Below are 25,093 nucleotides of genomic sequence, written 5' to 3'. Positions count from 1 at the left end.
TTATTGATTAGTGTTTAATACTTTTTTCACTTCAAATCTCTACTGATCTGTATCTAACTGTAATTATTGGGATAATGCCATTTCTATCACAGCAGACCTGATTAGCTATAGATGCTATTTATGATTTAGATCAATATCCCAAAGCTCGCATTAACTGATAGTTACTGCACGTTACGAATTAAGTGATTTATTCAAAATTTAACGTAACTCCGTTATTTTAATCAGGCGTAACCAGACGTTACATCAACAAGCCAGGATAGCCTGCCTTGCCCATTTTTACTTTTTAAATGATGAGTGTTTTACAAATGAAAGTTGTTAAAAATGCCGTTACTGCTTTTGTATTTGGTGTTATTTTCACTGGCTCTATGAACGTAACTCAAGCAGCTGATGTAAACATAAACCTTAACGATAACGTATTCAATTCAGGTACTTTTATTCAGGTTCAGGGCACTGACAAAACCGCTTATAATCTGGATAATATGAAAGCTGAAAATGTAAAACAAGACGGGCAGATCTATAACTTACAAGGCGATCGTGAGCGGATGCAAAACGAGATTGACACAAGTAATGGTAATATCAGCACTAACGCCAATAATATTTCCTCTCTTCAGACTTCTGTTTCTGGTGTCGATCATGAAGCTAAATTAGCAGGCGCTCTTGCTGACACCGCTAATAAAAAAGGTGATGCGGCGTTACAGGGCGTGCTGACTAACGGAACTGCAATTACTAATATTGAAACTGTTAACGCTGTCCAGGATAGCCGCCTTGCAACTGTTGAAGCTACTAACGGTATACAAGATGGCCGCCTGTTAGCTCTTGAGAATGCACAAAAACCAACTAATGGCGTTGATGGAAAAGACGGCGCTAAGGGTGAGAAAGGCGATACCGGCGCACAGGGCGTTGCCGGAATTAACGGACGTGACGGAGCGAATGGTAAAGACGGTAAAGATGGAAAAAATGGCGTGATGACCACTGTGACACGCACGCAGGTAGACACGGCAACACAGGCTAAAGTCGCTACTAATAGTCATGCGGTTACGGCCGAGGCTCAGGAGCTGCAGGCGACCAAACAGACATTACAGGCTCTGAATAACAACGCTAACCAGCAATTTAGATCGCTGCGTGAGGAGGTCGATAATAACAAGAAAGAAGCAAACGCGGGTATCAGCGGCGCGATGGCGATGGCCGGTTTACCTCAGGTGCAAACAAATCAGCGCGTGATGTTCTCGGCTGGCGGTGCGACTTACAACGGTGAAAGCGCGTTAGCGGTTGGGGCGTCGGTTAACTTTAACGAACATATGGTTGGTAAAGTGAGCTTCTCTGATGACACAGCAAATAATATGGGGGCTTCAGTCGGCGTAGGGATTGGCTTTTAATAAATAACCAGTATGACAAAATACATTGTTATCTCTGTAATAGTGTACCTGATGCTTATTATCGTTGGCGCATGGTTAGGTATTATGTATCAGGCTTATTATATTTGCGGCTATTAAACCTTCTTCTATAGAATATATTTCACCAAAGGTATCATCGTAATGATAAAGTCACTCTTAGCGGTATTAATAGCTGGTGCTGCCATCCTGCTTTCTGCGTGTACTTCAACTGCTCAGCGCATGGCCGAATGTGAGCGCCAGGGCATTAGCAAAGATACCTGCTACCTGGCTGAGCAAAATCGCCAGAATGCTTATAATGAAGCCGCACAAAATGCAGCATGGGCGAACGCGCGTGATGCCGCAGCAGGTACGGGTATCTGGGCTAAAAAAGACGCGAAACAACATGCTCAGGCGGCCAAAACGGTACACGCCTTTAAATGGGAAGGAATGAAGATCACAATTAAAGGCGAGATCCTGGATGTCGATGGCGTATTGGGCGCGCTGGATGAAAATGAGCCTCAGGCAAAAGTTTATTCACAAGGGCTATACACCTTCATTTACTATCCTGCTAAAGGCAAATTAGCGGTGAGTAAAGAAGGAAAGTTCGAAGGCTACGCAACAAAGATTAAATAGAAACAGAGGCGACACCTGTCGCCTTTTTTAATTTGCAGGCCTTAACGCATTACTCTAGCTGCCACGCCCCGGCATCAATAAGCGATGCGGTTCCCGTCCAGGCAAACATTGCCAGTTCGCGCGCCCCTTCATCAGGATAAATGCGGCTGCTCAGGCACGCCTCCCCTTCATTGACAAACACTTCCACTGACGAGCTGTCAACGAACAGGCGCAGGCTTAGCGCGTCGTTCAGGTTCAGCGCGACGCTTCGGGTACCGCACAGGCCATACTGCGGATAATAACGCTCCAGCACCAGGCGCTGCATCTGCGCATCAACGTAGAGACGGAATCCGTCGCCAAGACGAATGCCGTACTGCTCCGCGCTGCTGTTAGCACAGTCCCACTGCAGAATGATCTCCATCGCATCGCAGCTTTCCACCTGAACGATCTGCTGATTGTTGAGCGTGCTCACCGGCCAGGGGAACCACGCTCCCCGCAAGCTTTCCACTTCTCTGGCTGGCCGCATCTGCAGGCGGTTATCCGCGCTTAGCGTCAGTTCGCGCGGTAAAGAGAGCATGCCAGCCCACCCGTCCTGCTGTTCCGGAAGGGGAGATTCCCACATGTCCAGCCAGCCGATAACGATGCGGCGGCCGTCAGGCGTCAGGAAGCTTTGCGGCGCATAGAAATCATGCCCGCTATCCATCTCCACAAACTCACCTTCACGCACGAAAGGTTGGCCGGGCTGCCACTCCCCCAGCAGGTAACCGCTCTGGAAAAGATTGCGATTTTTGAATCCCTCCGCAGCCAGCCCCTGAGGTGAAAACATCAGCACGCGTTTGCCGTTGAGAGTGAAAAAGTCCGGGCATTCCCACATGTAACCCATCTCTTTTTCAGCCACCGCAAGCACGCCCATATCCTGCCATTCGCGCAGGTCGTCAGAACGGTAAACGCGCACCTGGCCCGTCTCGCCATCCCGCGCGCCGACAACCATGTACCAGCGCTCCCCTTCCCGCCACACTTTCGGATCGCGAAAGTGATGCAGCCCAGGCGGCGTGTCAACGATCGTTCCTTGCCGCGTAAAATGGACGCCATCACGGCTGGTTGCCAGGCACTGCACCTGGTAAAGGTTAGCCTCGTCATCCGGATCGCCGTGGAATTTGTGGCCGGTATAAATCAGCGCCAGCGTATCGCCATCCACCACCGCCGAGCCGGAAAAACAGCCGTCCTTATCCTCTGGCCCTTCCGGTGCCAGCGCCACCGGGAGGTGTTCCCAGCGAACTAAATCCTTGCTGCGCGCATGGCCCCAGTGCATCGGCCCCCACTGGGTCGAGTACGGATGATGCTGGTAAAACGCGTGATACCAGCCGTCAAACCACACCAGACCATTCGGGTCGTTCATCCAGCCGGCACGCGCGGCGAGGTGGTAACGCGGATACCAGCGCAGGTTAAGATCGCCGCGTTTGGCCTGTAATGATTGTTCAGCTTTGGCAATGGAATACATCATTTGTTTACTCTTTTCAGTCAGATAGTGGAGGGTTGCGGCATGAGCGGGTCAGAAGAAGACTTACCCGAGCGCAACAGGAAGATGGAGATGAGCGTGGTGCTGAAAACTAACAGCCCCATAATGAGATAGGATTGGGCAAAGCCGTATTTCTCATAGCTGTAACCCGCCAGCGGCGACAGCACAGACGCAATCACCGAGCTTGTACAGGCAAAGCCCACCAGATAGAGCGTGGAAGAGAGCCGCTTATCAAAATGTAAGCTGTTGTATTTAAATACCGAGACCAGCAATACGGGCAGTTCTACCGCGTGCAGCAGCTTGGTAATGGAGATGAGCACCGGCCCCTCAACCAGACCAGATGCCACCATACGCATTGCCATCACCATTCCCGCGAATATCAGCCCGTTTTTCGCGCCGAGGCGGTTCACCAGCCACGGGGCGCAAAACATGCCCGCCGCCTCAAGGAAAACCTGGAAGGAGTTGAGATAGCCGTACATGGCGTTCCCTTCCTGCAACGTCGGGAACTGTGATGAGAAATAGACCGGGAACTGCTGATCGTAAACGCCGTAAATGCAGGTGCCGATAACGAAAAACACCAGCGCCCAGAAACGCGGCAGCGTCAGCAGGCGCAATGCGTCTTCCAGCGTCACCTTGCCACCGGACACCGCTTCCTGCATGGCGTGCGGTGCGGAAGAGACCCGCAGGCGCGCGAGCAAAACAAAAAACACCAGCCCGGCGCAGCTCGCGACAGCGAAATTCAGCTTCGGATTGATGTTAAACAGGAGCCCCGCAAAAAAGGTTGCCGCCGCCCAGCCAAGCGATCCCCACATTCTCGCCTTGCCAAACTCAAACTGGCTCTGACGGGCCACGCGTTCGGTATAGGATTCCAGCACCCCAATCCCACCGTTAAACGTCAGGCCAATAAAAATCCCGCCGAAAATACTGCCCAGCAACAGGTTAATTTGCAGCAGATAGCCAAACAGCAAAAAGGCCGGACCGGAAAGAATAAGCAGACTGGTCAGAAACCAGAGCAGGTTTTTGCGCAGGCCGAGTTTGTCCTGAATAAATCCATAGCAGATTTGAGCAAACAGCGCGGAGATGGAAAGCACGGCATAGATAACGCCCGTATCCCCCGCTTTTAACCCCACTTCCTGGTGGAGCCAGATAGAGAGCAACGAGCCGGAAGATGACCAGGTGACAAAAAAGAAAAACAGTAATGCGCTCAGTAAGGGATAGCTGTGAGAGTGATGCGTTTTCATCATGGCATTCTCGTGTTGGAGTAATGACCCAATGGTAACGTTAACATCTATGCTTTCTCATGCTGTCTGATTAAGATTTAAGATGTTAATCACGAAAGTTAACGTTAACATTAAGGAAGTGAGATCGCGATCATAAATTCATAACTGAGGTAAGCATGACTTAACCTGGTCATCAGCCTTCCTTTTACATCAGCGACTTAGTTGTATACCCTCTCACAGAGCATTAACGGAGTAAGAAAATGGCTTCCCTGAAGGACGTCGCAAAGCTGGCTAACGTATCGCTGATGACGGTTTCCCGCGCGCTTAACAGCCCGGAGCGGCTTAAACCGGAAACGCTGGCGCGCGTACAGTGGGCTATCGAGCAAACCAGCTACGTTCCCGATCTGTCCGCCAAGAAAATACGCGGCGCGAATGCTTCGCCTAAAACCATAGGCGTGCTGGCGCTCGATACGGTCACGACACCTTTTTCGGTGGAGATTACGCTGTCCATTGAAGAGACGGCCAGGATGCACGGCTGGAATAGCTTCGTCATGAATATGTTTGCTGACGACAATCCGGATGCCATTGTTGATCTTCTGCTCTCCCACCGGCCTGACGGGATTATCTACACCACGATGGGGTTACGTCAGGTTCCTCTTCCTGCCAAGCTGCTCACCCTCCCCTGCGTGCTGGCCAACTGCGAGAGTGTCGGTGAAAAGGTCGCCAGCTATATCCCGGATGATGAACAGGGGCAGTACGCCGCCGTCAGGGCATTACTCGCAGAAGGCTATCGGCAGCCCCTGTGTCTGCATTTACCTGTGGGCCATCTGGCCACAACCCGGCGCCGTCAGGGGCTTGAACGCGCCTGCCGTGAAGCCGGAATCGACCCGGACAGCCTGGAACATGAATATATGGCGCACGGGGATGAGCATTATCGTGATATTCCGACCGCATTGCTGGCACGTATCCGGAACGGCATCCCGCGGTTTGATTCCGTTATCTGCGGTAACGATCGGATCGCGTTAATGGTTTACCAGACGCTGCTGGCGCAAGGGCTTCGCATCCCTGAAGATGTCGCGGTTATCGGCTATGACAATATGGTGGGCATTGGCGAGCTGTTTTTGCCGCCTCTTTCAACGGTTCAGTTGCCCCACTACGAAATTGGTCGCCTGAGCGCCCTGCACATTATTAACGGAGCACAACACCGGGAAACGACGCGCGTTGAAAGTCCATTTTTAATGCGTGATTCCATTGCGCGCGCCATGTGACTACCGCTTTTTGTCGTTGATGGAAAAAGAAGGGGGTATGAAGGCAGCATACCCCCTTCTTTTGTCAGCCAATGGCACGATTTGTCACACTCTTTTCTGTCATTTAACAACCCAAACGAACGCCAAATAAGCAATTGTTTTTATTGCCAATAAAGTGCAATTTTCTTTTTAAAAATGGTGATATTGCCTCTCCTGTGCTCCATGTCACAAAACAGTAAACAAATTAACCATTGAGCCCCGTGACAAAAGGCTCTATATTGGCGGCGTTTTTTTCAGGCCCCATCTGTTTTTTAACTTTTTATTCAATCGTGGCTCATAGCGAAGCGGCGGTTGTAGGAGTGATATGATGACGGATAAAGTCCGTATTGACACCGTAGATGCCCACAAAAGCAACGAAACCTATCTGGCCCGTCAGGCCGAGTTTGAATCTAACGTCAGGAGTTATCCCCGCAAACTGCCTTTAGCGATTACTAAAGCAGAAGGCGTGTGGATCACCGATGCAGATAATAAAGAATACCTTGACTGTTTAGCAGGCGCAGGGACCCTTGCGCTTGGCCATAACCATCCTGATGTGCTGAAAAGCATCCAAAATGTCATTACCAGCGGCTTGCCGTTACACACTCTGGATCTGACTACGCCTCTGAAAGACGCGTTTTCTGAATATCTGCTCTCTCTGCTGCCTGGTCAGGGCAAAGAGTACTGCCTGCAGTTCACCGGTCCATCCGGTGCCGACGCCGTTGAAGCGGCGCTGAAGCTGGCGAAAAAAGTGACCGGCCGTAGCGGTATCATCAGCTTCTCTGGTGGTTACCACGGCATGACCCACGGCGCACTGTCCGTGACCGGCAACCTGTCTCCGAAAGAAGCAGTTGACGGTATGATGCCAGAAGTGCAGTTCATGCCTTACCCGCACGAGTACCGCTGCCCGCTGGGTATCGGTGGTGAAGCGGGCGTGAAAGCGCTGACTTACTACTTCGACAACCTGATCAACGACGTTGAAAGCGGCGTGCGTAAGCCTGCCGCGGTGATCCTGGAAGCCGTTCAGGGCGAAGGCGGCGTGAACCCGGCTCCGGCTGAGTGGTTGCAGCGCATTCGTAAAGTGACTCAGGAACACGGCATTCTGCTGATCCTCGACGAAGTTCAGGCTGGCTTTGCCCGTACCGGTAAATTCTTCGCCTTCGAACACGCGGGCATCGAGCCAGACATCATCGTGATGTCTAAAGCGGTTGGTGGCGGTCTGCCGCTGGCCGTGCTCGGTATCAAAAAGCAGTTCGACGCATGGGCGCCAGGCCACCACACCGGTACTTTCCGCGGCAACCAGCTGGCAATGGCAACCGGCCTGACAACGCTGAAGATCCTGAAAGACCAGAACATCGCGGGCAAAGTGGCTGCACAGGGCGAATGGCTGAAAGGCCAGCTGAAAGAGATGGCAAAACGTTATCCGGTCATCGGTCACGTGCGCGGTCTGGGCATGATGATCGGTATCGAGATCGTTAAGCCACACGAAGCTGCTGACCATATGGGCTGCTTCCCTGGCGACGGCGAGCTGTCTGCGCTGATTCAGAAGAAGTGCTTTGAAGCCGGTCTGATTCTGGAGCGTGGTGGTCGTAACGGTATCGTTCTGCGCCTGCTGCCTTCCCTGCTGATCAGCGACGAAGAGCTGAAAATCTTCCTGGATAAATTCGAGCAGGCACTGCTTGCTGCGGGCGTTCGCCCGGCGTAACCGGAGTAGTTGATTACGATGTCAGATTCAAACCCAATTTTGTTCTCCTCTGCGCAGAGCATTGAAGCTTACCAGCAGGCGATTGAACAAAGCACTCAGGCTGTGATGCAGTGGCTGAAGCAGCCTGAGATGTACCAGGGCAAAACGGTCGCGGAGCTGCGCGACCGTATTAAGCTGGATTTTAACCCGAAAGGTCTGGGCAACGAAGCGGCGATTGAACGCGCCGTGGAGTTCTTCCTGAAAGACAGCTTGTCCGTTCATCACCCGCAGTGTGTGGCGCACCTGCACTGCCCAAGCCTGGTGGTAAGCCAGGCGGCGGAAGTGCTGATCAACGCCACTAACCAGAGTATGGACTCCTGGGATCAAAGCCCGTCCGCAACCATTATTGAGATCAAACTGATCGAGTGGCTGCGTACCCGCGTGGGTTATCAGGCTGGCGACGCGGGTGTCTTCACCAGCGGCGGTACCCAGAGCAACCTGATGGGTCTGATGCTGGCGCGTGACGCATTCTTCGCGCGTCAGGGCCACTCCGTTCAGCAGGACGGTCTGGTGGGCGATCTGCGCAAAATTCGCGTGCTGTGCTCCGAAAACGCACACTTCTCCGTGCAGAAAAACATGGCGCTGATGGGCCTGGGCTATCAGTCCGTAGTGCAGGTGAAAACCGACGAGTTCTCCCGCATGGATCTGACCGATCTGGCGGCGAAAATCGAGCAGTGCAACGCGAACGGGGAGCAGATTCTGGCCATCGTCGCGACGGCAGGTACTACCGATGCCGGTGCTATCGATCCACTGCGTGCCATTGCTGAACTGGCGGCGAAGCAGAACATCTGGGTACACGTTGACGCGGCCTGGGGCGGCGCGCTACTGATGTCCGATCAGTATCGTCACTACCTGGACGGCATCGAGCTGGTGGATTCCGTCACCCTGGACTTCCACAAGCAGTTCTTCCAGACCATCAGCTGCGGCGCGTTCCTGCTGAAAGAAGCGCGTCACTATGAGCTGATGCGCTATCAGGCGGCCTACCTGAACTCTGAGTTCGACGAAGAAGCGGGCGTGCCTAACCTGGTGTCCAAATCTCTGCAGACCACCCGTCGTTTCGACGCGCTGAAGCTGTGGATGAGCCTGGAAGCGCTGGGTCAGGAGCAATACGCGGCGATCATCGATCACGGCGTAACGCTGGCGCAGCAGGTCGCGGCCTACGTGAAAGAGCAGCCTGCTCTGGAACTGGTTATGCAGCCACAGCTGGCAAGCGTGCTGTTCCGCTTCCGTGGCCAGGTGCAGATGGACGACGCGGGCATCGCCCTGCTGAACCAGAAAATTGGTGATGCGCTGCTGGAATCCGGCCGTGCAAACGTCGGTGTGACCGAGCATAACGGCATCACCTGCCTGAAGCTGACTCTGCTGAACCCAACCGTGACGCTGGAGGATATCAAAATCCTGCTGTCGCTGGTTGAGCGCACCGCGCAGGAAGTTCTCGCGAAGTAATACAAAACCCCTCTTCCGTCGGAAGAGGGGTTATCTTATACGCCTGCCCACCACATTCTGATTTTCAATCCCCAGTAGCTCGTCCAGCCCGTTGTGGTACTGACTACTTTCCCCTTTGACACAATCACCAGCGTCGGCGTTACGCTCACCTGCCACTGCTGCGACACGGCACCGTTTGCATCGTTAATCACCGGCATACTCAGGTTTTTCTTTTCAACCCAGCGAGCGAGCTTTGCATCGTCACCGGAGCGCATGGCAATGCTTACGACGTTACCGCCCTCTTTTGCCAGCTTATCGACCGCAGGTGTCGTATAACGACAGATGCTGCACCAGGTTGCCCAGACGTAAATCAGCAGGGGGCGCTCCTTGCTGAGCGCCGCGATATCGTGAATATTACCGTCGATGCTCTGCATAGGCGTTGCGCTAAAGCTGGCGGGTAATGACGGCTTTCGGTATTGATCCACGCCCCACATAACCGCCAGCGTAAGCAGAATGAGTATGATCCCTTCCCGCGCCCAGCGGCGCAGGCGACTCAATTTACGGTTATCCATTATGACCTCTCGATTTAACGGAGGTCATCTTAGCGGGCTATTCGGCGTCATGCTGTAAAGAAGTGTCGCGTCACTTTATTCCGGGGTATAGCCGTAGTTGTAATGGCTATAACCCGAGTGGTAATAGAACGCAGCGGATTTCACAATATCATTGAGAATCGCGCCTTCAACCTGGACGCCCATCTGCTGCAGACGCTTCCGACAGTTTTCGATCTCTTTGACGCTGGTTTTACCGAAACGGGCAACCAGCAACGTGGTTGCCGCGGCTCTGGCGACGAGTAGCGCATCCGTCACGGCCAGCACCGGTGGCGTGTCGACAATCACGATGTCGTACTCTTTGTCTATTCGCGACATTACCGTCTGGAAGCGCTCATTCATGAGCAGCTCGACAGGATGTGAAGGCTGAGGTCCACAGGTCAAGACATCAAAGCCACCTTTCTCGAAGCGTTGAATCGCATCCTGCCACTCTACGCTTCCCCCCAGCACGCCGGACAACCCATGCTGGTTGTTCAGTTTGAAAATATTGTGAACATATCCCTTGCGCATATCCGCATCAATAAACAGTACCCGTTGACCTGCCTGAGCGGCAATCGACGCCAGCGAGGTGCTAACCAAAGTCTTTCCGCAGTCCTGCGAAGGGCCTGAAATCACCACTATCCGATTAACGGCATTCATCATGGTAAAATGCAGACTGGTGCGTAACCCGCGCACCGCCTCGACAAATATATCCGCCGGTCGGTCAACGGGCAGGAAAGGTACGTTTGACGTCCTGTGCTTCCAGTGGGAAGCAAACAGCGTCCTTCTGCGCAAATGCGTTTTTTTCCATAGCCACACTGAACGCGGGAGCGTAGCCAGAAGAGGCATTCCCTGCGCTTCCAGCTGTTCAGACGAGGTGATGCCCCGTTTAAACGCAGAGCGCACCAACACCGTTCCTGCAGAGAGCATCAATCCCACCAGCATACCGAACACAATGATAATCACTTTGTGCGGTTTGACGGGTCCAGGCTGCGTTACTGCAGGGTCAATGATCCGCACGTTTCCGATGGCGCTGGAGCGCGAGATATTCAGCTCCTGCTGACGCGTCAGCAGCTGCAGGTAGATGGTGCGCCCGGACTCAACGTCACGGCTTAAACGCAAAATTTCCTGCTGCGTAGAAGGCATGGATGAGACTCGATTATTCAGGCGCGTACGTTCCTGCTCCAGGGTCTGTTTTTTTTCCCGTAAGGCGCGGTAGGTTGGGTGATCCTTTTTGAAAAGCTGAGAAACTTCTGCTTCGCGGAACGTCAGCTCGTTAAGCTGATTTTCCACATTAACAACCTGATCGAGAACCGTCTTCGCCTCAAGGGATAGATCGACAGAATCGCGCTGCTCTCTGTAGGCGTTCAGTCGTGCTTCTGCTTCATCCAGTTCGCGCCTGATTTTAGGTAATTGGTCCTGTAAAAACGTCAGGCTGCGGGTATCTTTAGCTTCCTGGCGCGCAATATTCTGGCTGAGATAATTTTCAGCAATGGTGTTGAGCACCACGGCGATCTTGTCAGGGTCCTCGCCCGTCAGCGTTAAGGTGATAATTCCGCTCTGCTTCGCCGACTCAGAAACAATGAGTCGGCGCTGAAGGGCGTTAATTGCTTCAAGCTTTGTGACGGTTTTGAGGGCAAAACGGGTGCCTGGTGCCGCACTGAGCGAGGTGACAAGCAGCGTTACTCCGTCTTTAACCAGCGTTTTCCCAACAACGCCATCAGCCTCCAGCGTTTTTCCTTCGAGGTGATACCGGCCCTGCTCCTGAACGGTCAGTAAAAGTTCCTGTGGCTTGTCTTCCAGAAGAGGAAGGGTAAGCGCGCCAATTGTCAGTTCACCGGCTTTACGCCCTCGTTCCAGCAGCGGCCCAATGACGGGCAGCACGCGCCGTTTGACGCTGTATGTTAGCCCCAGCTTATCAACGGTCTCCCCCAGAATCATCCGCGACTTGAGCAGCAAGAGTTCGGGCGCAACATCAGGTGAAAGATCGGTACCAAACTGGCTTAAGCTTTTGAGCAACGAGTTGTCCTGCTTCGCTTCTATCTGCACAAGGGCATCAGCCTGATAGATCGGTGTGACGCTATACGCATAGATCCCGGCGCATACGGTGAACAGGAGCGTGATGCACGCTATCATTACCCGATGATCAAACATCTCAGCCAACAGCTGAATGAGATCAATTTCATTATCATGCGGTGTCGCAGCACCAAATTTGTCTGATTTATGAGACGACATTACTGCTTCATTCCTTGTTGACGCAAACGACGAGCCCATTCCTGACTGGCTTTTCCTAACTGCTCGAAAACATATTCGAAGGCTTCCCGGCTTTTGCGATACGGGTCGGGTATGTCCTTTGTTTCCAGCCACTGACCAAACAACAGCGATTTCCCCCGATTCTCCGGCGCCACTGAGGCAATAAAACGGAGATGCTCTGGCTCCATCACCAGAATCAAATCGGATTTTTGTAACAGAAAACGTGTGACCTTACGCGCCACGTGACCTTCCAGCGAAACGCCATGACGTAAGGCGACTGCCTTTGCAGTCGCATCCGCCGGGCGTCCTTCAAGCCCGAAAATACCTGCCGAGGTCACCTGCGCGTCGGGTAGCTGCTGGCGCAACAGCCGCTCACCAATCGGTGAACGGCAAATATTGCCGGTGCAAACCACGAGAATTGAATTGAACATTATTGCGGCCACGACCTGATGTAACGGACGGCTTCGGTCAGGTCATGTACGCCACTGATGGTGGGTACCAGCTGGGCGATCACACGATTCCAGCGTGAAAGCGGTGCCGTCGTGACATAGACAATGTCGTACGGTTCCAGCTCGAATTCTGTGCTCAGCACCATGGCTGAGGCATCTTCCGCATTGAGTTGATAGATGTTGGCGATTTTATCTTTCTCGCCTTTTCGTGAAACCGGGCGAATAACAAAAATCCCGGTTGCATCGGCCATATTCTGGTTCAGCCCGCCTGCATTCCCCAGGGCTTCGGCCAGCGTCATGCCGCTACGATCCATCTTAAGGGTGCTCTGTTTAACCACCTCGCCCATCACAAACACTTTCAGCGCGTCGTTCCGGGGAACAAACAGGATATCGCCCGGATAAAGCAGCTTATTTTGGGTTAAATCGCCATGTTGCATCAGAGCATAGAGGGAAAGGCGCGAGTCCTGGCCATCATGCGTGAGCACGACGTTACGCCAGTCGGCATCCGCAGAGAGACCGCCCGCGGCGTTCACCGCATCCATTACCGTCAATGGAATATTGGTTATTGGCTGCTGGCCCGATTTCTCAACCTCTCCGGTGATATAGGCTTTTTGAGAACGGAAGGAGGCAACGCTGACGTCCACCTGAGGGCTCTCAATGACCTCATCCAGCCGCTCGGTGATCTCCTCACGTACCTGCGAAACCGTTTTGCCCGCCACTTTCAGCTTGCCGACGTAGGGGTAGAAAAGCGTACCATCGGCGTTAACCCAGTTACCCGCGTCGCTCGCGCTACGGTACTGCCCTGCGGGCGTCGTGAGTTCAGGGTGATCCCAGACGGTGACCGTCAAAATGTCCCCTGAGCCAATGCGGTATTCCCAGTTTTTGAGCTGCTCATCCAGAGTAGGATTTGCCTGAGATTTAGAAACGGGTGGGCGCAGTTTTTCAATCAATCCAGGGGTTAAAGGAAAAACTTCCACGCGTTTGTCCAGCGGATCGTTAATTTCCTCACCGGTAGTGACTTTTTTCCCGGAAAGACTTAAGTTCTGGCCTGGTGAAAATACACATCCTGTTAGCTGGCTGAGCGTCAGAAAGGACAGTAAAAGAGCAGTTGTATTTTTCATTTATATAAAATGTTGATTTATCGTTGCGCTGGGTAGTTAACTCGCAAAAGAAAGCAAGCAAGCCATTGAAATATAGTTATTTATTATTTCCCCGTGATACCGTAAAACACACGTTCGCTGTTGTTTAAAAAGTTAAAAAACAGCGCACAATTGCGCAAGAAAACGGAGAGTAATAATACTTTATGCGCCGCGATATTAAATGTTATCCCTTACGAAAGCATTCGCTTAACGGTGCTATTTTGACGTATAAACTTATTTTCAGAATAGATTAATAAAATAATAAAAATAACAAATATTCCGCACAATCAACATTCACCGCAATGATGAGCATCACCGTTATCGACTACCCAAACCCCTCCACTTTTGTTACATTTTTTATCAAACGCATCATGCTTTGATACTTAAAATAGACCGTCTGTCTTGTGCTGCGTGCCCTGCAGACGAAAGTCTCTGAAACAATATCACTGGAGAAAAAATGGCTAAGCGTAAATTGCTGCTTCTGGGTGTATTACTGTCTCTGGCGGGCTCCGCGTTTTCTGCTCCGCAAACCGCCGCTGCGCCATCGGGCATCAAGGCCTATGAAGAACAAGAGTTCATCGCCGATTTCACGAAGTTTAAAATCGGCGATACGGCACCGGCGCAGTATCAAACGCCGGAGTACACCATTAAACAGTACCAGCTGCGTAACCTTCCGGCACCGGATGCCGGTACCCACTGGACCTACATGGGCGAAAACTACGTCCTGATTGGCGATGCAGATGGCAAAATCTACAAAGCCTACAATGGAGATATTTTCTATCATCGCTGATACGATCGTAATCCGTCCGTGGCAGGAGAGCGACCGCCCTTTCCTGCGTACGCTCTACCTCCACGCCCGGCGTGAAGCCTGGCCGTGGCTGGACAGTTCTGCGTGGCAGCTTGAAGATTTTGACGCGGCAACCCTGGACGAAGAGATTTGGGTGGCGGAGCAGGATGGGCACCGACTTGGCTTCGCCTCAGTCTGGACGAACGATAATTTTCTGCACAACCTGTTTGTCGACCCGCAGTATCAGAGCCTGGGCGTCGGACATGTGTTGCTTGAGCACGTAGAGAAGACGTTTACCAGCACGGGCTCACTCAAGTGTCTGGTGAAAAATGCGCGGGCTATTACGTTTTACCAGCGGCACGGCTGGCACATTGAGGCAACGGGGAATTCTCCTGAGGGAGAGTACTATCTTATGCATTACCGGCTTGGGTAAAGTCAGGTGGCGCTTCGCTTACCTGACCTACAAAATCGTATTTCGTAGGCCGGGTAAGGCGAAGCCGCCACCCGGCAATCCAGCGCTGGGGGGTTACACCGCGCGGAAGGCGATTTCACCCGGGATCACTTCACCCTGCCAGTAGAGCTGCGCCGCAACTCGCCCCGCCAGCTGGCGGTACATCTCAGCGAACTCGCTGTCCGGACGGCTGACGACCGTCGGCTTCCCGCTGTCCAGATCTTCACGCAAGGAAATATGCAGCGGCATCTGCCCCAGCAGCTGGGTGTGATACTGCGCTGCCAGTTTTTCCGCCCCACCCGTACCAAAGATAGGCTCATGGTGTCCGCAGTTGCTGCAGATGTGCATGCTCATGTTCTCGACGATGCCGAGCACCGGCACTTCCACTTTCTCAAACATCACGATGCCTTTTTTGGCGTCGATCAGCGCGATATCCTGCGGCGTGGTGACCACAACGGCCCCCGTTACCGGGATGTTCTGCGCCAGCGTCAGCTGAATGTCACCGGTGCCCGGCGGCATGTCCAGCACCAGATAATCCAGATCCGGCCACATCGTTTCCTGCAGCATCTGCAGCAGCGCTTTGCTGGCCATCGGGCCGCGCCAGACCATGGCGTTATCGTCGGTCACCAGGTAACCGATGGAGTTGGTCGCCAGACCGTGCGCCACGATCGGCGCCATATGCGTGCCGTCCGGCGAGGTTGGACGTTGATTTTCCGCACCCAGCATGTTTGGAATAGACGGACCGTAGATATCGGCATCCAGAATACCGACCTTTGCCCCTTCCGCCGCCAGCGCGAGCGCGAGGTTGACGGCGGTAGAGGATTTACCCACCCCACCCTTACCTGAACTCACGGCGATGATGTTTTTCACCCCGTTGACGCCCGGCTGATTTTTCACACGCTTCAGCGTGGCAATGCTGTGGCTCAGCTTCCAGTCAATCGCTTTCGCACCGGTAATGCGCAGCAGCTCGGCGCTGGTCTGCTCTTTCAGCGCGTCAAAGGCGCTGGTCCAGACGAACGGCATCTGCACTTCAACGTGCAGCGTATCGTCCAGCCACGCGACGTGGTGCAACGCTTTCAGCGTAGTGAGGTTATGTTTCAGGGTTGGATGCTGAAAGTTAGCCAGCGTCCCGGCGACCATTGCTCGTAAGGCTTCCGGTGATTTGGCCTGGGATTGAGAACTCATCCCGACTCCTTTGTTCTTGTGAATAAGACCTTAGACAAACAAGTTTACCTGAAAGGCCGTGGTTTGTGCTTACTTAATAATGCCCCTTTTGGTAATATCGAAAACCCTTTTCACAGTTAAAAGAAGTAATGCCTACTATGACTCAAGTCGCGAAAAAAATTCTGGTAACGTGCGCCCTGCCGTACGCCAACGGCTCAATCCACCTCGGCCACATGCTGGAGCATATCCAGGCTGATGTCTGGGTCCGTTACCAGCGAATGCGCGGCCACGAGGTTAACTTCATCTGTGCGGACGATGCCCACGGCACGCCGATCATGCTGAAAGCGCAGCAGCTGGGGATTTCCCCGGAGCAGATGATTGCCGAAATGAGTCAGGAGCATCAGACCGATTTTGCTGGCTTTGACATCAGCTATGACAACTATCACTCCACGCACAGCGACGAAAACCGCGAGCTGTCTGAGCTGATCTACACCCGTCTGAAAGAGAACGGTTTCATCAAAAACCGCACTATCTCTCAGCTGTACGATCCGGAAAAAGGCATGTTCCTGCCGGACCGTTTCGTCAAAGGCACCTGTCCAAAATGTAAATCCCCGGATCAGTACGGCGATAACTGCGAAGTCTGCGGCGCGACCTACAGCCCGACCGAACTGATTGAGCCAAAATCCGTGGTATCCGGCGCCACACCTGTGATGCGTGATTCCGAGCACTTCTTCTTCGACCTGCCGTCCTTCAGCGAAATGCTGCAGGCGTGGACCCGCAGTGGCGCGCTGCAGGAGCAGGTGGCGAACAAGATGCAGGAGTGGTTCGAATCCGGCCTGCAGCAGTGGGATATCTCCCGCGATGCGCCGTACTTTGGCTTCGAAATCCCGAATGCGCCGGGCAAATATTTCTACGTCTGGCTGGATGCGCCAATCGGCTACATGGGCTCCTTCAAGAACCTGTGCGACAAGCGTGGCGACGCCGTCAGCTTCGACGAATACTGGAAGAAAGACTCTACCGCCGAGCTGTACCACTTCATCGGCAAAGACATCGTTTACTTCCACAGCCTGTTCTGGCCGGCCATGCTGGAAGGCAGCAACTTCCGCAAGCCGACCAACCTGTTCGTACACGGCTACGTCACGGTGAACGGCGCCAAGATGTCCAAGTCCCGCGGGACGTTCATCAAGGCCAGCACCTGGCTGAACCATTTCGACGCGGACAGCCTGCGCTACTACTACACCGCGAAGCTCTCTTCCCGCATCGACGATATCGACCTGAACCTGGAAGATTTCGTGCAGCGCGTGAACGCAGACATCGTGAACAAGGTGGTGAACCTGGCGTCCCGTAACGCGGGCTTTATCGCCAAGCGCTTTGACGGCGTAATGGCCGCTGAGCTGGCGGACCCTGCCCTGTACCAAACCTTCACCGACGCGGCAGCCACCATTGGCGAAGCCTGGGAAACGCGCGAGTTCGGTAAAGCAGTGCGTGAAATCATGGCGCTGGCTGACCTGGCTAACCGCTATGTGGACGAGCAGGCGCCGTGGGTTGTCGCTAAACAGGAAGGCCGCGATGCCGATCTGCAGGCCATCTGCTCCATGGGCATCAACCTGTTCCGCGTGCTGATGACGTACCTGAAGCCGGTTCTGCCGCAGCTGGCAGCCCGCGCTGAAGCGTTCCTGAACACCGAACTGACCTGGGATGCAATGGCGCAGCCGCTGCTCGGCCACAAGGTGAACACCTTTAAGGCGCTGTATAACCGCATCGAGATGAAGCAGGTTGAAGCGCTGGTCGAAGCCTCTAAAGAAGAGGTGAAAGCGGCTGCAGCACCGGTAACCGGCCCGCTGGCGGACGATCCGATTCAGGAGACCATCACCTTTGATGACTTCGCTAAAGTCGACCTGCGCGTGGCGCTGATTGAAAACGCAGAATTCGTGGAAGGCTCTGACAAGCTGCTGCGCCTGACGCTGGATCTCGGCGGCGAGAAGCGCAACGTCTTCTCCGGCATCCGTTCTGCCTACCCGGACCCGCAGGTGCTGATCGGCCGTCAAACCGTGATGGTCGCTAACCTGGCGCCGCGCAAAATGCGCTTCGGCATTTCCGAGGGGATGGTGATGGCAGCAGGCCCTGGCGGGAAGGATATCTTCCTGTTAAGCCCAGACGAAGGCGCGAAGCCGGGCCAGCAGGTGAAATAACAAAAAAGCCGGAGATAATCTCCGGCTTTTTTTATGGTTTCGGGTGATGCACCCGATGGGTCAGCCCGCGCAGGAAATTACGCAGAAACTGGTCGCCGCACTCGCGGTAATTTTTGTGGTCCGGCGCGCGCATCATGGCAGTAATTTCCGGCATCGACACGCGGTATTTCTGCTCGGTCATGATCGCCTGGATATCGTCCGTTTTCAGCGAGAAGGCGATACGCAGCTTTTTCAGCACCGTGTTGTTGTTCACGCGACGCTCCAGCGCCAGCTCGGGCGCGGAGTCATCTTTTCCACGTTTATCGTAAATCAGCCCGTTCAGAAAACCCGACAGAATGATGTCCGGGCAGCGGACGAAGCCCTCTTCGTCCTCTTTGGTCATCCAGGTATCAAAATTTGCAGACGTGGATTCCATGTCGGACAGCGCAAGAATACGCACCATGTCGTTATTGTTTGCTTTCAGGGTGTAGCGCAGGCTACGAAGAATATCGTTACTTAGCATAGAGCCTTCGAATGTCGATGATGCAATGGCGCGCAGTGTACCAGTTTTACAGGCCAATCGCCTCTTTCAAACTTTTCAGATAGCGGCGGCTGACGGGGACGGTCTGCCCGGCGCGCAGCACCAGCTCGGCCTGACCGTTATCTTCCAGACGGATCTCCTTCAGGTGCGCCATGTTCACCAGATACTGACGGTGACAGCGAATCAGCGGCGTGCGGCTCTCGAGCGTGCGCAGGGTCAGCTCGGTAAACCCTTCGTTCCCTTCCGCGCTGGTGACAAACACCCCGCTCAGGCGGCTGCTGACAAACGCCACATCATCCATTTGCAGCAGATAAATCCGGCTGTGCCCGGTGCAGGGGATAAATTTCAGCGGCTGCTGGTTCTCCGGCAACAGCGTAACGTCCTGGACGGTTCGCTCCTGGCGTAAGCGGGTGAGCGTTTTTTCCAGCCGCTTCTCTTCAATCGGCTTGAGTAAATAATCGAACGCGTGCTCCTCAAAAGCCTTAACGGCATATTCGTCGAACGCCGTCAGAAACACGATGTAGGGGCGATGCGCCGGGTCGAGCATGCCGACCATCTCCAGCCCGCTGATGCGCGGCATCTGAATGTCGAGGAACAGCACGTCCGGGCGCAGCTTGTGCACCGCACCGATGGCCTCAATGGCGTTGGCGCACTCCCCCACAATCTCAATGTCTGGCTGCTCCTGCAGCAGAACGCGCAGGTTTTCCCGTGCCAACGGCTCGTCATCCACAATCAGCACTCTTAACATGCGTTTTCCTCCAGCGGCAGTCGAACGGTAATACGGGTAAAACGGTCAGGCTCGCAGGCGACGGTAATGCCACAGTCGTCGCCAAAATGGGCGCGCAGACGTTTATCAACCAGGCTCATCCCTAATCCGCCCGAAGCGGAAGGCTGGTACAGCCCGGCGTTATCTTCAATATCCAGCACCAGATGGTGGTTAAAACGGCTGGCGGCAATGGTTATCTCCCCTGTCCCCAGCAGCTGCGAGGTACCGTGCTTGATGGCGTTCTCCACAATAGGCTGCAGGGTAAAGGCCGGAAGATGCTGATACGCCAGCTCGTCCGGAACGGAGAGCGACACCTGCAGGCGGGACTGAAACCGCGCCTGCTCAATTTGCAGATAGGCATTCACGTGCTCAATTTCATCGGCGAGGGTCACGATCTCTGACGGGCGCTTCAGGTTTTTACGGAAAAAGGTCGACAAAAACTGCACCAGCTGCGCGGCCTGATCGCTGTCGCGGCGAATCACCGCTTTGAGCGTGTTGAGGGCATTAAACAGGAAATGCGGATTGACCTGGGCATGCAGCAGCTTAATTTCAGACTGCGTCAGCAGGGCTTTCTGCCGTTCATACTGCCCGGCCAGAATTTGCGCGGAAAGAAGCTGGGCGATACCCTCCCCCAGCGTGCGGTTGATGGAGCTGAACAGACGGTTTTTCGCCTCATACAGCTTGATGGTGCCCATCACCCGCTGATTTTCCCCGCGCAGCGGAATGACGAGCGTGGAGCCCAGCTTGCACTGCGGATGCAGCGAGCAGCGGTAAGGCACTTCGTTACCGTCGGCATACACTACTTCGCCGGTTTCAATGGCGCGCAGCGTATAGGTCGACGAGATCGGTTTGCCCGGCAGGTGGTGATCGTCTCCGGTGCCGGTAAACGCCAGCAGCTTTTCGCGATCGGTAATGGCCACCGCACCGATATCCAGCTCTTTATAGAGCACCTGCGCAACCTTCATGCTGTTCTCTTCGTTAAACCCCTGACGCAGGATCCCTTCGGTCGAGGCGGCAACCTTCAACGCCGTGGCGGAAAAGGCCGAGGTGTACTTCTCAAACATGGCGCGCTTGTCGAGCAGAATACGCATAAATAGCGCCGCGCCGACGGTGTTGGTCACCATCATCGGGGCGGCAATACTGCTGACCAGGTGCAGCGCATCCTCGAACGGGCGGGCAATCAGCAGAATGATCGCCATCTGCGCCATTTCAGCCACAAATGTGATGGCCCCGGCGGTAAGCGGGCTAAACACCTTGTCCGGGCGACCGCGCTTAATCATATAGCTGTGCACCAGGCCACCAAGCAGCCCTTCGACGATCGTCGAGATCATGCAGCTGAGCGCCGTCATCCCGCCCATGGAATAGCGATGCAGCCCACCGGTTAAACCGACAAGGCCACCGACGACCGGGCCGCCCAGCAGCCCGCCCATCACCGCGCCGATGGCGCGCGTATTAGCAATAGAGTCTTCGATGTGGAGGCCGAAGTAGGTCCCCATGATGCAAAAAATAGAGAAGGTGACGTAGCAGAGCAGCTTGTGCGGCAGGCGTACGGTGACCTGCATCAGCGGAATGAAAAGACGCGTTTTGCTCATCAGCCAGGCAATGACCAGAAACACGCACATCTGCTGAAGCAACAGCAGCACCAGGTTAAACTCGTACATACTCAAAACCGCACACGCTAAAAAACGCGTAACATACACGGATGCGGCTGAACTTTCTTTGAAGCACCCCAAAAAAGCGCAAAATCGTGTCCGTTATCACATCTTTTTCTGCACATCGTGCATGGTTCGCATTATTTGTTTAAAAATTAATCAATTCTTCCTGGTTCGGCAAAGTGGGTCTACAGTTAAGCTGGGGACGCGTAAGCCAGGGGGCAAATATGGCGCTTTACACAATCGGTGAAGTGGCACTCCTTTGTGATATCAATCCCGTTACCCTACGGGCGTGGCAGCGACGGTATGGATTGCTCAAACCGCAGAGGACGGACGGTGGTCATCGCCTTTTCAACGATGCCGATATCGACCGGATCCGCGAAATCAAAAGCTGGATCGACAACGGGGTGCAGGTCGGGAAAGTGAAGTCCCTGCTGAGCCACGACGACCCGGACACGCAACGCCTCTGGCGCGAGCAGCAGGAAACGCTGCTGCGGCTCCTGCAGGCGGGTAACCTGCAGCGACTGCGCGCCTGGATCAAAGAGCAGGGTCGCGATTATCCGGCGAAAACGCTTATCACCCATCTTTTCATTCCGCTCCGTCGGCGCCTGCAGTGCCAACAGTCTACCCTGCAGGCGCTGCTCAGCATGCTTGACGGGGTGCTGATCAACTATATTGCCGTCTGTCTTGCCTCGGCGAAGAACAAGGCAGGAAAAGATGCGCTGGTGGTCGGCTGGAACGTGCACGATACTACCCGTCTGTGGCTGGAAGCGTGGATCGCCACCCAAAAGGGCTGGCGCGTGGATGTCCTTGCGCACTCGCTGGGGCAGCTCAAACCCGAGTTTTTCGACGGCCAGACCCTGCTGGTCTGGTGTGGCGAAGTGCCGTCCGCCACGCAGCAACAGCTGCTGACGGAGTGGCGTGAGCATGGTTATCCGGTTTATTCCCTTGGCCCGGATGAGCCATAACGGCATTTAATGGTTCATTAACAGCTGCGCTTCACCGTATAATTGTTCCGTTAACAACAGGAGCACATGATGAAGGCAACTAAACTCGCCATTATTACCCTTTTTGTCCTGATGGCCGTAAGTGGTATCGGCGGCGTGATGCTTGCAGGATACTCGTTTATCGTTCGTGGTGGTGTCGGCTGAGGTACAGCGCCAGCCGCTCAAAAAGGCGATCGACAACGATGGCCGCCAGCGCGACCAGTACCGCCCCCTGCACAATATAAGCCGTATTAAACCCGCTTAAGCCGATGATGATCGGCGTTCCCAGCGTATTGGCACCGACCGTAGACGCAATGGTCGCCGTCCCGATGTTAATGATCACCGACGTGCGGATCCCGGCAATAATAACCGGTGCCGCAAGCGGCAGTTCTACCTTGCGCAGCCGCTGCCAGCGGCTCATCCCCATCCCTTCCGCCACGCTTAAAACAGACGCCGGGACCGCCGCAACGCCCGCCAGCGTGCCCTGCAGAACGGGCAACACGCCATATAAAATCAGCGCAATAATCGCGGGCTGCTGACCAAAACCCATCACCGGCACCGCTATCGCCAGCACCGCCACCGGCGGAAACGTCTGTCCAATGGCCGCAACCGTCTCCACCAGCGGACGAAACTCCCGGCCCGCAGGTCGCGTGACCGCGATGCCCGCCCCTACTCCCAGCACCACCGCGATGACGCTTGAGAGCGCCACCAGCCAGAGATGCGCCAGGGCAAGGTTAATAAAGCTCTCCTGCTGATACACTGGCCGCGGTAGCCCCGGAAAAAGAGTGTTAAACAGCGCCGCGCTGTGAGGCATCAGAAACAGTAAGGCGACAAAGAGCGCTACCAGCCAGAGGAGCGGATCACGCAGTGCCTTCACGCGTCACCTCCCCGGCCAGCAGATCGCGAAAATGCAGGCTGCCGCACGGCGCACCCCGGACATCCGCCACGGGCAGGACTTCGCACCGGCGCGCGACAAACGCGGAGAGGGCATCCCGCAGGCTCATCTGCTCCTGTAGCGGTTCCCCGCCGGACGGTGCATTCTCCCGACGCATATAGTCTCCGACCGTCCGCAGGGAGAGCAGCCTGACGCCCAGCTCGCTGCGTCCAAAAAACTCGCGCACAAAGTCATTCTTCGGGCTGGTCAGCAGCGCAAGCGGCGCGCCCTGCTGCACCACCTCGCCGTGGTCCATCAGCACCAGATGGTCGGCCAGGCGCAGGGCTTCATCTATATCGTGCGTCACGAGGACGATGGTTCGACCAAGAATGCGGTGAATGCGGGTCATCTCCGTTTGCAGCGCCCCGCGCGTAACGGGATCCAGCGCGCCAAAGGGTTCATCCATCAGCAGCACCTGCGGGTTAGCCGCCAGCGCGCGCGCCACGCCCACGCGCTGCTGTTGCCCACCGGAGAGCTGGTGAGGATAGCGCTCACGCAACGCGGGCTCCAGCCCCAGCAGAGACATCAGTTCATCAACGCGGTCAGCGATTTTAGCCCGCGACCATTTCTCCAGCTGCAGCACGGTGGCGATGTTCTGTGCCACCGTCCAGTGCGGAAACAGGCCGATAGACTGAATGGCATAGCCCATTCGGCGGCGCAGCTCCAGCACCGGCAGGCTGCGGATCTCTTCCCCGGCAAAGCGAATTAACCCGCTGTCATGCTCCACCAGCCGGTTGATCATCTTCAGCGTGGTGGATTTTCCCGAGCCCGAAGTGCCAATCAGCACGGAAAATGCCCCCTCGGCAAAGTTCAGGTTCAGATGGCTTGCCGCCGGGCGGCCGGCAAAGGTTTTACTCACATCATGAAATTCAATCATTGGCTCTTCTCCTGAGCAGCGCGAGCCATAAGGCAAACAGGGCGTCGACGACAACCGCCAGCGCAATAGTAGGGACTACGCCTAACAACACCAGATCGAGGGCGCTGCTCAGCAGCCCCTGGAACACCAGCGCGCCAAAGCCGCCCGCTCCAATCAGCGCGGCAATCACCGCCATGCCAACGGTCTGAACCGCCACCACCCGCAAGCTGCGCAGCAGCAGGGGCAGCGCCAGCGGGAGCTGAATCTTCCAGAAACACTGTCGCGCGCTCATCCCCATCGCATGGGCGCTTTCCAGCACATCCGGCGCAACCTGGCTTAAGCCCGCGACCACGCCGCGCACCAGCGGGAGCAGCGCGTACAGCACCAGCGCAATCAGCGCGGGTGTTAACCCCGTTCCGGCGATACCCACCGCGCCCAGCGCGGGAAACGACTTCACCAGCCCGGCCAGAGGGGCAATCAGCAGGCCAAACAGCGCAACGGAGGGAATGGTCTGGATGACGTTGAGTACAGCAAAGATGCTACCCTGACGTGAGGGATGACGATAACACCACATGCCGAGCGGTATCCCGATCAGCAGCGCCGGGATCAGCGTGCCGAAAAGGATCGTCAGATGTTGCGCCAGGGCATCATCAAACACCTCCTGACGGTTGGCGTACTCTTTTAACAGCGAGAGGTTGTTCAGTTCACCACTGAACAATAACAGCAGCGGAATAGACCATATCTGCGCATTAAGCACCCAGCGCCAGACAGAACTGGCGATGAGACGACGAATCGCATCGCTGCTGGCCAGTAAACACAAAGCCAGCCAGAGCCACAGGCCGCTGCCTGGCGTGGTTCTCGCCAGCGGACTTTCCGCCGAGGCCATATGCGTTGCCGCCAGCCCCGCGCTCCAGAACAGCGTGATAAAGAGACCTTCCGAGAGCAGCAGCGTCAGCCACTGCGCCGTTCGCCCTTGCCAGAGCGACAGTGCAACCCACGCGGCCAGCGCAGCCGCCAGCCACCACGGCGTGAACGACCATACGTCCCAGAGAGCACGCCCTTCCCCCGACATCAGGCGGTTAGGCGCGACGTTCACAAACGGTAACGCGACCGCCGCGATGGCCACGCAGGCCAAAAGCAGCAGTACGCGGTTATGACATTTTATTGGCACAGCCCTTTCC

At 55.0% G+C, this 25,093-nt stretch carries 23 protein-coding genes; 10 read left to right on the top strand and 13 right to left on the bottom strand.

Annotated elements, in window-relative coordinates; genetic code table 11:
* Positions 1-305 precede the first annotated feature (305 nt).
* Together IM265_RS22065 and IM265_RS17120 are read left to right on the top strand one after the other, a co-directional pair.
* Positions 306-1,376: a YadA C-terminal domain-containing protein gene (locus IM265_RS22065; protein WP_226839471.1), complete on the top strand. Its 1,071-nt coding sequence runs from the start codon at positions 306-308 to the stop codon at positions 1,374-1,376.
* A gap of 159 nt (positions 1,377-1,535) precedes the next feature.
* A complete protein-coding gene (locus IM265_RS17120; protein ID WP_065421367.1) occupies positions 1,536-2,006 on the top strand; it encodes a hypothetical protein in 471 nt (156 codons plus the stop codon).
* Between the two features lie 49 nt (positions 2,007-2,055).
* On the opposite strand, the gene IM265_RS17115 is transcribed toward IM265_RS17120, so the two are convergent.
* Together IM265_RS17115 and IM265_RS17110 are read right to left on the bottom strand one after the other, a co-directional pair.
* Positions 2,056-3,489 carry a glycoside hydrolase family 32 protein gene (locus IM265_RS17115; RefSeq protein WP_193030486.1) on the bottom strand — a complete coding sequence of 478 codons (1,434 nt, stop codon included), beginning with the start codon at positions 3,487-3,489 and terminating at the stop codon, positions 2,056-2,058.
* Positions 3,490-3,506: 17 nt separating this feature from the next.
* On the bottom strand, positions 3,507-4,748 hold the full coding sequence (locus IM265_RS17110; protein ID WP_193030484.1) for an MFS transporter: 1,242 nt from the start codon (positions 4,746-4,748) through the stop codon (positions 3,507-3,509).
* Positions 4,749-4,984: 236 nt separating this feature from the next.
* On the opposite strand from IM265_RS17110, the gene IM265_RS17105 reads away from it, so the two are divergent.
* The 3 genes from IM265_RS17105 (at position 4,985) to IM265_RS17095 (ending at position 9,197) form a co-directional block, all read left to right on the top strand.
* Positions 4,985-5,992: a LacI family DNA-binding transcriptional regulator gene (locus IM265_RS17105; RefSeq protein ID WP_193030482.1), complete on the top strand. Its 1,008-nt coding sequence runs from the start codon at positions 4,985-4,987 to the stop codon at positions 5,990-5,992.
* Between the two features lie 343 nt (positions 5,993-6,335).
* A complete protein-coding gene (locus IM265_RS17100; RefSeq protein WP_014884533.1) occupies positions 6,336-7,712 on the top strand; it encodes a diaminobutyrate--2-oxoglutarate transaminase in 1,377 nt (458 codons plus the stop codon).
* A gap of 18 nt (positions 7,713-7,730) precedes the next feature.
* The gene (locus IM265_RS17095; RefSeq protein WP_028013828.1) at positions 7,731-9,197 is read left to right on the top strand and encodes an aspartate aminotransferase family protein; all 1,467 of its coding nucleotides are present in this window, start codon (positions 7,731-7,733) and stop codon (positions 9,195-9,197) included.
* A gap of 35 nt (positions 9,198-9,232) precedes the next feature.
* On the opposite strand, the gene IM265_RS17090 is transcribed toward IM265_RS17095, so the two are convergent.
* The 4 genes from IM265_RS17090 to IM265_RS17075 form a co-directional block, all read right to left on the bottom strand.
* A complete protein-coding gene (locus IM265_RS17090; RefSeq protein WP_059358523.1) occupies positions 9,233-9,748 on the bottom strand; it encodes a protein disulfide oxidoreductase in 516 nt (171 codons plus the stop codon).
* 75 nt (positions 9,749-9,823) lie between these two features.
* Positions 9,824-11,998 (bottom strand): polysaccharide biosynthesis tyrosine autokinase, encoded by a 2,175-nt coding sequence (locus tag IM265_RS17085; RefSeq protein WP_193030480.1) that lies wholly within the window; start codon positions 11,996-11,998, stop codon positions 9,824-9,826.
* Entirely contained in the window at positions 11,998-12,447 is a 450-nt protein-coding gene (locus tag IM265_RS17080; protein ID WP_028013831.1) for a protein-tyrosine-phosphatase, read from the bottom strand. The genes IM265_RS17085 and IM265_RS17080 overlap by 1 nt, the downstream gene beginning before the upstream one ends.
* Positions 12,447-13,586, bottom strand: coding sequence for a polysaccharide export protein (locus tag IM265_RS17075; RefSeq protein ID WP_069733514.1), 1,140 nt, complete (start codon positions 13,584-13,586; stop codon positions 12,447-12,449). The genes IM265_RS17080 and IM265_RS17075 overlap by 1 nt, the downstream gene beginning before the upstream one ends.
* Positions 13,587-14,061: 475 nt before the next feature.
* Here IM265_RS17075 and IM265_RS17070 point away from each other — a divergent pair, with 475 nt between their 5' ends.
* On the top strand, positions 14,062-14,394 hold the full coding sequence (locus IM265_RS17070) for an RcnB family protein (protein WP_008500887.1): 333 nt from the start codon (positions 14,062-14,064) through the stop codon (positions 14,392-14,394).
* Positions 14,345-14,824, top strand: a complete 480-nt coding sequence (locus tag IM265_RS17065; protein WP_045629901.1) for a GNAT family N-acetyltransferase — start codon at positions 14,345-14,347, stop codon at positions 14,822-14,824. Before IM265_RS17070 ends, IM265_RS17065 begins: the two co-directional genes overlap by 50 nt.
* Positions 14,825-14,917: 93 nt before the next feature.
* Here the strand turns inward: IM265_RS17065 and apbC are convergent, their stop codons facing one another.
* Positions 14,918-16,027: an iron-sulfur cluster carrier protein ApbC gene (gene apbC / locus IM265_RS17060; RefSeq protein ID WP_028013834.1), complete on the bottom strand. Its 1,110-nt coding sequence runs from the start codon at positions 16,025-16,027 to the stop codon at positions 14,918-14,920.
* Positions 16,028-16,164: 137 nt separating this feature from the next.
* Between apbC and metG the strand changes: the two genes are divergently transcribed.
* Positions 16,165-18,198 (top strand): methionine--tRNA ligase, encoded by a 2,034-nt coding sequence (gene metG, locus IM265_RS17055; protein WP_047363114.1) that lies wholly within the window; start codon positions 16,165-16,167, stop codon positions 18,196-18,198.
* Between the two features lie 31 nt (positions 18,199-18,229).
* On the opposite strand, the gene IM265_RS17050 is transcribed toward metG, so the two are convergent.
* The 3 genes from IM265_RS17050 to IM265_RS17040 are packed head-to-tail and all read right to left on the bottom strand — an operon-like array spanning position 18,230 to position 21,145.
* Positions 18,230-18,700: a DUF1456 family protein gene (locus tag IM265_RS17050; protein ID WP_045259745.1), complete on the bottom strand. Its 471-nt coding sequence runs from the start codon at positions 18,698-18,700 to the stop codon at positions 18,230-18,232.
* Positions 18,701-18,746: 46 nt separating this feature from the next.
* On the bottom strand, positions 18,747-19,466 hold the full coding sequence (btsR, locus tag IM265_RS17045) for a two-component system response regulator BtsR (RefSeq protein WP_023312443.1): 720 nt from the start codon (positions 19,464-19,466) through the stop codon (positions 18,747-18,749).
* The gene (locus tag IM265_RS17040; protein ID WP_059354110.1) at positions 19,460-21,145 is read right to left on the bottom strand and encodes a sensor histidine kinase; all 1,686 of its coding nucleotides are present in this window, start codon (positions 21,143-21,145) and stop codon (positions 19,460-19,462) included. Before IM265_RS17040 ends, btsR begins: the two co-directional genes overlap by 7 nt.
* A 218-nt stretch (positions 21,146-21,363) precedes the next feature.
* On the opposite strand from IM265_RS17040, the gene mlrA reads away from it, so the two are divergent.
* Positions 21,364-22,104 (top strand): HTH-type transcriptional regulator MlrA, encoded by a 741-nt coding sequence (mlrA, locus tag IM265_RS17035; protein WP_028013838.1) that lies wholly within the window; start codon positions 21,364-21,366, stop codon positions 22,102-22,104.
* A 69-nt stretch (positions 22,105-22,173) separates the two neighbouring features.
* Positions 22,174-22,287, top strand: a complete 114-nt coding sequence (locus IM265_RS17030; RefSeq protein ID WP_008500895.1) for a protein YohO — start codon at positions 22,174-22,176, stop codon at positions 22,285-22,287.
* Here the strand turns inward: IM265_RS17030 and IM265_RS17025 are convergent.
* From IM265_RS17025 to IM265_RS17015, 3 genes are read right to left on the bottom strand one after another with little or no spacing between them, the layout of a single operon-like run.
* Complete coding sequence (locus IM265_RS17025; RefSeq protein ID WP_193030478.1) at positions 22,262-22,999, bottom strand: ABC transporter permease; 738 nt, start codon at positions 22,997-22,999, stop codon at positions 22,262-22,264. The genes IM265_RS17030 and IM265_RS17025 overlap by 26 nt on opposite strands.
* Positions 22,983-23,933, bottom strand: a complete 951-nt coding sequence (locus IM265_RS17020) for an ABC transporter ATP-binding protein (RefSeq protein ID WP_126345334.1) — start codon at positions 23,931-23,933, stop codon at positions 22,983-22,985. The genes IM265_RS17025 and IM265_RS17020 overlap by 17 nt, the downstream gene beginning before the upstream one ends.
* Entirely contained in the window at positions 23,926-25,083 is a 1,158-nt protein-coding gene (locus tag IM265_RS17015; RefSeq protein ID WP_047367953.1) for an ABC transporter permease, read from the bottom strand. The genes IM265_RS17020 and IM265_RS17015 overlap by 8 nt, the downstream gene beginning before the upstream one ends.
* Positions 25,084-25,093: the final 10 nt, after the last annotated feature.

This window comes from Enterobacter cloacae complex sp. P17RS (assembly GCF_014895885.1).
Taxonomy (GTDB): domain Bacteria; phylum Pseudomonadota; class Gammaproteobacteria; order Enterobacterales; family Enterobacteriaceae; genus Enterobacter; species Enterobacter bugandensis.
This window is presented reverse-complemented; position numbering and strand designations above follow the sequence as displayed.